Genomic DNA, 7,666 nt, shown 5'->3' with positions numbered 1-7,666 from the left:
GAATTTAATAATTTTTTTAACTTAATAAAAGTTCAAACAGAACGGCTAATATACAGAAAGTAATTTTAAAACAAAAAAATAATCTTCCTACAAATTTTCAGCTATCTCAATATAACTCTCTTCTTAAAGAGACTTTACTCAATAGTCATAATAACAATGTAGCATATTCTTTCAACTCAAAAATTCCTCTTCAAACGAATCCATATATCTGTATTTCGTCCTTTGTTATCGGTACAAGAGATTTTCGTTTTTCCTTTTTTGTCTTTTTGGTAGTTTGTTTTTTCAAACTCAAAGGGACTAAAAAATACTCGTTCGTTGGGTTTGCTTTCCTTCAAAAATTTGTCATTCACGTACCAAAAAACGCTGCTTATATCATTTGCTGTTCTGCACTCTAACAAAAGCTGTGTCGAATCATCATCTAAAATATATTCTCTGCCTTCAAAAAGAGAAGTTATTTGAGGAAAATTTTTGTCTTTAAAAACGTGCGTACAGTTGAGATTGTGTGGAGGAATACTTTTGAGTGGCAAATTATTGTTAAGATAATGTGCTGTTAGTTCTGGTTTAAGATTTGGGAAATATGCCGTTTTGTATTTTGAGTTGTCTTTCGGCAGACAAAAAGAACAATAACTAATTTGATTCTCTATATTTATACTATCATTACTCACAAAAATCTTTTTCAAATGCTGACATTTGTCACTTTGGGAAATAGTTGGAATATAAAAATCTTTTAGTTGGCTCGTGCAAAAATCAGAAGGAACTTTGCCCGTCTCGCTACAAACCATTCGTTCTTTGAGTGTGTAAGGCTGTTTTATAACTTCATCAGTAGCAGCGTAATCTATACTTCCAAAAAGTTGAAATAAAAGTGGCGTAGCTACCTGCGCTCCTGTCAAGTATTCAGAACCCTGTCCAGTAAAATTTCCTATCCAAACACCTATCGTATAATGAGCATTGTAACCGATACTCCACGCATCTCTACGCCCATAGGACGTGCCTGTTTTCCAAGAAATTTTGGGTACATTCTTACTGTTTTGATAGTCAGAAGGAAAATCTGGGCGTTCTACTTTCGTCAGAATATCAGAAACCATATAAGCAGATTCTTCTGAAAGCAGTTGGAATGAAAAATTTTCTTCAAGATTCTTATTTTTATCCTCTTGTAAATAATGGATTTTTTCAAATTCTCCCTTCGTAGCAAAAGCTGAAAAAAGTCCTGTCAGTTCTTCTAACGAAACACCACAACCACCTAAAGCCAACGAAAGACCAAGTTTATGTTTGTCGGCTTCAATCTGCCTAAAACCAACATCAGAAAGCTTTGAAACCATCTCAAAAACACTTAGTTCCTTTAGCGTATTGACAGCAGGAATATTCAACGAATACGATAAAGCAAGCTCTACGCTTACTTCTCCATTGAACTTTTTATCAAAATTTTCTGGTGTGTAGCCATCATAGTCTATCGGAACATCTAAAAGTTTTCGTTTGGGCGTGAGAAAACCTTCGTCGAATGCCATTCCATAAATCAAAGGTTTTAGCGTACTTCCTGGAGAACGATAGGCTTGTACACCATCCACTTGTCCGTTGTGTAACGAATCTTGAAAATTTTGTGAACCCAGATAGGCACATACTTCTTTGGTTTTGTTATCTACAACTAAAATAGCTGAATTATAAATACCTAATTTTCCCAAACGACGAGTATAGTTTTGGGTAATCTTCTCTACTTTCTGTTGAATGGTTCGGTCTAAAGTAGTTTTCAGTACGCTTTCATTAGGATATTTTGAATGAAGAAAAAAGGCAAAATGAGGTGCTTCTCTGTTCATTTTTCTAAAGTTGATATTTAGAGGTTCGTCTAGTGCATCACTTATCATTTCATCTTCGAATAACTTACTTTTTTGAAAACGTTTGAGCCATTTGTTGCGCTCTTTTTCAATTTTTTGCGTCGTAATCCAATAATCTTTATCAGAATTTGTAGAAAACCCTAAAGTTGTCGGACGATTTGGAACAATCGTAAGTGCCGTTATTTGTGCTAGACTTAGCTTTTCTGGTTCTTGACCAAAATAAAGCAACGAAGCCGATTTTACACCTTCAATATTTCCACCGTACGGAATGAGATTCAAATAAAGCTGTAAAATTTCATCTTTTGAAAGATTTAGTTCTAGCTGAAAAGCTCTAAAGGTTTCGATGATTTTGTTGAGATAGGTTCTTGGCTTGGGTTCTAAAAGCCGTACTACTTGCATCGTAATAGTAGAAGCTCCCGAAGTTCGTCTGCCTGTCCAAACATTTCTCGCTGCTGCACGCCCTACTGAAAACGGATTTACACCAAAATGATAATAAAACCAACGGTCTTCTTTATAAAGAATAGTTTCCTTTAGTGTTGGACTAATTTCGTCTAATTCTGTTTGAAAACGCCACTTGTCATCCTCACTCAAAAAACCATAAATAATTTCTCCTTTTTTATCTAAAAGCAGTTGAGAATAGGAAATATTTAGTTTTAGAGGAAAAAAATAATTACAAACAAAAAATAAAGCTACACTAGAAATCAGACCGATGATTACTATTTTAAGTAATAATTTTAGTGTTTTTTTAAAAAATTTTAGCATTTAGTTTTACAAATAACCGTCGTTGAGGTTCAAAATGCAACCATCAACGAGGTTTGTTCAATTATATCTTTTCAGCAATTCTAAGTTTTGCACTTCTAGCTCTTGGATTTTGCTCTATTTCTTCTTTTGTTGCCAAAATGGGTTTTCTATTGACAGCTTCAAAAGGCTTTATAATATTTCCATAAAAATCTTTTTCTACTTCGCCTTGAAATTTTCCTGTTTGGATAATCTTTTTGAGTGGACGGTCTTCCAACGAATGATACGACATTGCTACCAAACGTCCTCCTGTTTTCAGAACATCAGCACATTGCAAGAGCATATCTTCTAAGGCTTCCATTTCTTGATTGACTTCAATGCGAAGCGCTTGAAATGCCTGTGCGTAGTATTTAAACTCTTGTTTTTTAGGAGCAACTCTATTTAAAATTTCCTTAAACTCTGTTGTCGTTTCAATTGGTTTGTTAATTCTTGAAGCAACTACTGTTTTGGCAAGCGTTTTGGCATTTTTGATTTCTCCATAAATTCCGAAGAGCTTATGAAGTTCGGTTTCGCTGTATTCGTTCAAAATGTCTTTTGCTGTTTCGCTCGTTGATGTATCCATTCTCATATCCAAATCGGCATCAAAGCGAGTAGAAAAACCTCTTGTGGGTTCGTCTATCTGATGAGATGAGATTCCTAAGTCTGCCAAAATACCATCTACTTTTTCTACCTTATACATTCTCAAATATTTGGCTAAATATCTGAAATTTGCTTTTACAAACACAAAACAAGAAGGATTTGAAATTTCTTCTGATAGTTTTTTTGCCTGCTCTTGTGCATCGCTATCTTGGTCAAAAGAATAGAGTTTTCCAGTAGTAAGTTTTTCTAAAATAGCTCGGCTGTGTCCTCCTCCTCCAAAAGTGAGGTCGACATAAATTCCATCTTCTTTTATATTCAATGCTTCTATACATTCAGAAAGCATTACAGGATTGTGATAGGTAGATTCCATTTGTTTTTTTTTATCTTTTCGTTAGAGAAAAGGCATGCCTTTTCCGTACAAATTTGTTTTGTAAAAGTTTAGTCAAGTTTTGGTTTTTGGATAATTACTTTAAATTCTTCACCTTCTTTATCATTGATGAACTCAATATCTGGGTAAAGTTGGAGACAGCGTACAATTCCACTTCCAATTCCTCTGTAATGGAGCAAGTCCATAGCAAAAGAATCTATAATAGGATTACGTTTTTTTCGTATTCCTTTCTTTATTTTTTCTTCGTTGAGATTGTTAGGAAGCGTACCAGGACTAATAATTTCAACTCTATCTTGAAAAATAAATATTTTGATAGTATCATTGATAAAATAATCTCTATGAACGAGTGCATTTGTCAGAAGTTCTTGAATTACGATTTCTGGAATTTCGGAAATACCAGTACTGTTAAATGATTGTCCTGCTTGTAGTTTTGTCAATGAATTGACAATAAAAGCATACCCTTTTTCGTACTGCTGATTTAGTGTTCCTCTAAAATTATCGCTACTCCAATATTCAGTTTCCCATTTGTTGGTACCTTTGAACCAAACAGCAGAAATAAAAAAAGGCAAGTTATTTTTGTATGGAAATTTACTAAAAAGTAATGCTCCTGCAAGATTGATTTTACCCTCTTTTCCCAAAGCCATATTTTCCAAATATTGTCCCAACTGCTTTTTATCAAAGACTAAATTATATTTTTTGGTATAAAACTCTTCAAATTTTTCTATATCTATATCTTCATAACTACTATTTTGCAATATCATTTCTTCGGCATACAACGACTGACTACTTTGCAGCAGTCTTCGAAGTTCATTTTTGCTAGTAACTTTTCGTTTGTCTGAACCATTTTTTATAAAAATGAAACCGTTTTTATCCATATAAGGCTTATCCAAACCTTTTGGAACAGTTGCCACAATCATTTTTTTTCCTTCAACTTCAAAGGTTTGAGTTTGAATTGTAATCGGACTCTTTACGTGTTCGTTGGCAGCCGTAGTCAGTAAGCTATTAATTCTTTGAATATCCTCAAAAGAAAGTCCTATAAGTTTTCCTGTCTTGTCGTCTATTCCAATCAAAAGTTTTCCTCCTTCACTATTCGAAAAAGCAACCATTTCTTGTGCTATACTTGTAACATTCTTTATATCACTTTTAAACTGTACAAAACTGGTTTCACCTTTTTCAATAAGTTCTAGCAATTCTTGATTTTCCATTTCTGTTTCTAAATGAATTGAGTTGAGAAAAATTATGCAATAAAAAATAGTTTACACGTTTTGAGACTATATTTCAACGTTTAATTATCAAGATTTTATTTCACAATATGACTACAAAGATACAGTTATTTGCTTTAGTATGCAGCACCATCTTTATTTGTTTGTCTTGTAATTCTACATCAGAAAAAACACAACAAAAAAACCAAACAGAAAAAGACACTATAAAAATTACCACAAATCAAAAATCTGCTACTGATTCTATAACAACAAAAGAAGAAGAAAACGACCCCTATTCTGATGGAGAGCAAACAGGTTGGATTTATACAGATTCTAATTATCAAGAACCCAAAGAATTAGTTCCAACATTTACAAAAAGAGAAGTAAATAAAACAATAAACTGGAAAGTTTTTGAAAAAGGCTTGGAATACGCTGAATTTGATGCCCCCATACAATCCAATATCGCAGATAGTAAAATTTCAGTCTTGAAAATAGATTTAGATTATTTCAACTTAGATTTAATTTCTGCCCTAGAAAAAAAATCAGAAAATAGTTTGGATAAAAAAGGTTCAAAAACAGCTCCCAAATGGGCAAAATCTGAAAAGCTAATTGCAGCTTTCAATGCGTCTATGTTTCAAATGGGTGGAACAAGTGCAGGCTACATGAAAGATTTTGAATATGTAAATAACTCTATTTTTACACCAAAATATAATTCCATCGCAGCCTTTAATCTGACAGAAGAAGGAAAAAAGAAAGGTTTACCTAAATTTCAAATTATTGATAAAGACAACTCATGTGGAAACTGGGAAGAAACGATTAAAAACTACAATACTCTTATTCAGAACCTCCGTTTGGTAGATTGCCACAGAAAAAACCGTTGGGGAAATCAGAAACGCTATTGGAGTATGGTAGTTTTGGCATCTGATAAAGATGATAATGTGCTTTTTATCTATACTCGCTCGCCTTATAATGTTCAAACATATAACAATATGCTTTTAGAGTCTAATCTACATATCAAGAAAATTATGTATTTGGAAGGAGGACCTGAAACTTCATTTTTTATAAAATATGAAGATAGTGTGATTTCAAAAATGGGCAGTTATGAAACAAATTTTAATCTCAATGATGAAAACAACCATTTTTGGGAAATTCCGAATGTATTGGGAGTAAGGAAAAAATAATATTTTTTATTTGAGTACTCCAACAACTTGGTCTAAGTATTTTTCGGCTCCTTCAAAAGATGAAAACTTACTGATGGGAAAGTTAGAACGTTCGGCTACTCTAGTCGCCTGCAAAGCTGCAATATCGTTTAAAGAAATTACTTCGGCTACTTTGAAAAGACCATTTTCGATTAAATATCTTTGAGCCTCTTCATGAACTTTTTCTACAGAGATAGCATGAGGTAGCATTGTACGAACATCTGCAATAATAGTAAAGTTAGGTTCTAAATACGAAATAGCCTCTTTCCATTTGTCTAAGTAGTCTTCTAATTTGGTTTCTTTGTCCCAACGTCCACGAATGCAAAAATATACTCTATTTTTTTCTATATCTACTTGGATAGTATAGGCTTCTGTGTCAATGATATGTTTTACTTCCTCCTTCAATTTTTTGATATTTTAATGTACTTAAAAATTCTTTAAACATTCCCTTGGTTATACTACTTTTGCACTTCCTGCTTCTCACTTTCCTCATCTACTATTAATAAACTCAATCTAAAACTCCGTTTTTTAGACTTAATGATACACAAAACCAAAGAAATAAAATTGTGAAATCAAGTGATTTTTTTGAACTACTATCTGATACCTATATTAAACAAAGGTAAAAATAAAAGACGACATATTACTCTTTTGTTGAATTATTTTTAGTAAAATTTATTTTTAAAACTATAAAAGTTAAACATAAAATATCTAAAACAAAAAACAAAACTTCTTGTTGAAGTTTTGTTTTGATGAGCTTATTAAACCTTATAACCGTTAAGTTTGCTTTTAGTTATAATTCTATTTTGTCAGCAGCCTTTATAATTAGCATAGGACTTTCCGAACGGTGTGCCATTTTTTTGGTCACACTGTACCCAAAAATACGCTGCATAAAGTCTCGCTCACGACGAAGCATTACTAATAGTGTTTGTGGACTTTCATGTATGTAATTTAGAAGAGTATCTCCTACTTTTTCATCTTCTTCTTTCTCAATACTTTTGAAAGTTATATCATCTTCTATATGGTTTTTAGCAAGCTCTTCAAACTTTTTATTTGTTTCTGTGTCTTGTTCGATATGAATACATTCTAGTTTTGCTTTAAAATCCTTTGCCAAACCTTTCAGATAGCTCAAAACTCCTTTATCATCGGCAATAAGTGAAGTAGCATATATAATTTTCTCGTACACCATTTCCTTACTTTTCTCTGGGACGATAATTACTGGACAAGTAGCATCTCTGATAACCTTACTTGCTACACTACCTAAAAAAACTTCTTTAAGTCCTGTTGCTCCTTGTGTTCCCATCACTATCAAATCAGCATTATATTCTTCAATGTAGAAAAGAATGCGTTGCATAGGGTCGCCTTCTACCACAAGATGTTCAAAGTCCAAATTATAGTCGGCTTCTTCCAAGCCCATCACTACCTTATACATATTGTCTTCAGCTTCTTGCTTTCCAAGGTTAGTAAGTTTTCTTTTTCCTGTAAAACTTCCTCCCCCCATTTGAGGAGGCTGATAAGAGTGAAAAACAATAATTTTTGAATCTGATATTTTGGCAAGTTCGATGGCGTGGCGAAGTGCTTGTAATGAGTTTTCTGAAAAATCTAAAGGAACAAATATGGTTTGCATAAATCGTGGTATAAATTTAAGATTTTTAATAAAAAATGTTCTGCCCT

General features: G+C 32.9%; 6 protein-coding genes. 1 reads left to right on the top strand and 5 read right to left on the bottom strand.

Translation table 11 applies throughout. The features are described from left to right. Window positions 1-176: 176 nt before the first annotated feature. The 3 genes from pbpC to QZ659_RS01870 form a co-directional block, all read right to left on the bottom strand. Window positions 177-2,591, bottom strand: coding sequence for a penicillin-binding protein 1C (gene pbpC, locus QZ659_RS01880; RefSeq protein ID WP_291721040.1), 2,415 nt, complete (start codon window positions 2,589-2,591; stop codon window positions 177-179). A 61-nt stretch (window positions 2,592-2,652) separates the two neighbouring features. Beyond that, on the bottom strand, window positions 2,653-3,576 hold the full coding sequence (gene rsmH, locus QZ659_RS01875; protein WP_291721037.1) for a 16S rRNA (cytosine(1402)-N(4))-methyltransferase RsmH: 924 nt from the start codon (window positions 3,574-3,576) through the stop codon (window positions 2,653-2,655). A gap of 68 nt (window positions 3,577-3,644) precedes the next feature. Next, window positions 3,645-4,799: an RNA-binding domain-containing protein gene (locus QZ659_RS01870; RefSeq protein ID WP_291721034.1), complete on the bottom strand. Its 1,155-nt coding sequence runs from the start codon at window positions 4,797-4,799 to the stop codon at window positions 3,645-3,647. A gap of 107 nt (window positions 4,800-4,906) precedes the next feature. Here QZ659_RS01870 and QZ659_RS01865 point away from each other — a divergent pair, with 107 nt between their 5' ends. Continuing rightward, window positions 4,907-5,977, top strand: coding sequence for a phosphodiester glycosidase family protein (locus QZ659_RS01865; protein WP_291721028.1), 1,071 nt, complete (start codon window positions 4,907-4,909; stop codon window positions 5,975-5,977). Between the two features lie 6 nt (window positions 5,978-5,983). Here the strand turns inward: QZ659_RS01865 and QZ659_RS01860 are convergent, their stop codons facing one another. Together QZ659_RS01860 and QZ659_RS01855 are read right to left on the bottom strand one after the other, a co-directional pair. Beyond that, a complete protein-coding gene (locus tag QZ659_RS01860; RefSeq protein ID WP_291721025.1) occupies window positions 5,984-6,400 on the bottom strand; it encodes a hypothetical protein in 417 nt (138 codons plus the stop codon). Between the two features lie 385 nt (window positions 6,401-6,785). Continuing rightward, the gene (locus QZ659_RS01855) at window positions 6,786-7,619 is read right to left on the bottom strand and encodes a universal stress protein (protein WP_291721023.1); all 834 of its coding nucleotides are present in this window, start codon (window positions 7,617-7,619) and stop codon (window positions 6,786-6,788) included. Between the last annotated feature and the right edge of the window lie 47 nt (window positions 7,620-7,666).

Source organism: Bernardetia sp. (genome assembly GCF_020630935.1).
GTDB lineage: Bacteria > Bacteroidota > Bacteroidia > Cytophagales > Bernardetiaceae > Bernardetia.
This window is presented reverse-complemented; position numbering and strand designations above follow the sequence as displayed.

Coding starts and splice junctions, on each gene's coding strand:
- pbpC (WP_291721040.1), bottom strand. CDS start 2,591: ATGCTAAAATTTTTTAAAAAAACACTAAAATTATTACTTAAAATAGTA.
- rsmH (WP_291721037.1), bottom strand. CDS start 3,576: ATGGAATCTACCTATCACAATCCTGTAATGCTTTCTGAATGTATAGAA.
- QZ659_RS01870 (WP_291721034.1), bottom strand. CDS start 4,799: ATGGAAAATCAAGAATTGCTAGAACTTATTGAAAAAGGTGAAACCAGT.
- QZ659_RS01865 (WP_291721028.1), top strand. CDS start 4,907: ATGACTACAAAGATACAGTTATTTGCTTTAGTATGCAGCACCATCTTT.
- QZ659_RS01855 (WP_291721023.1), bottom strand. CDS start 7,619: ATGCAAACCATATTTGTTCCTTTAGATTTTTCAGAAAACTCATTACAA.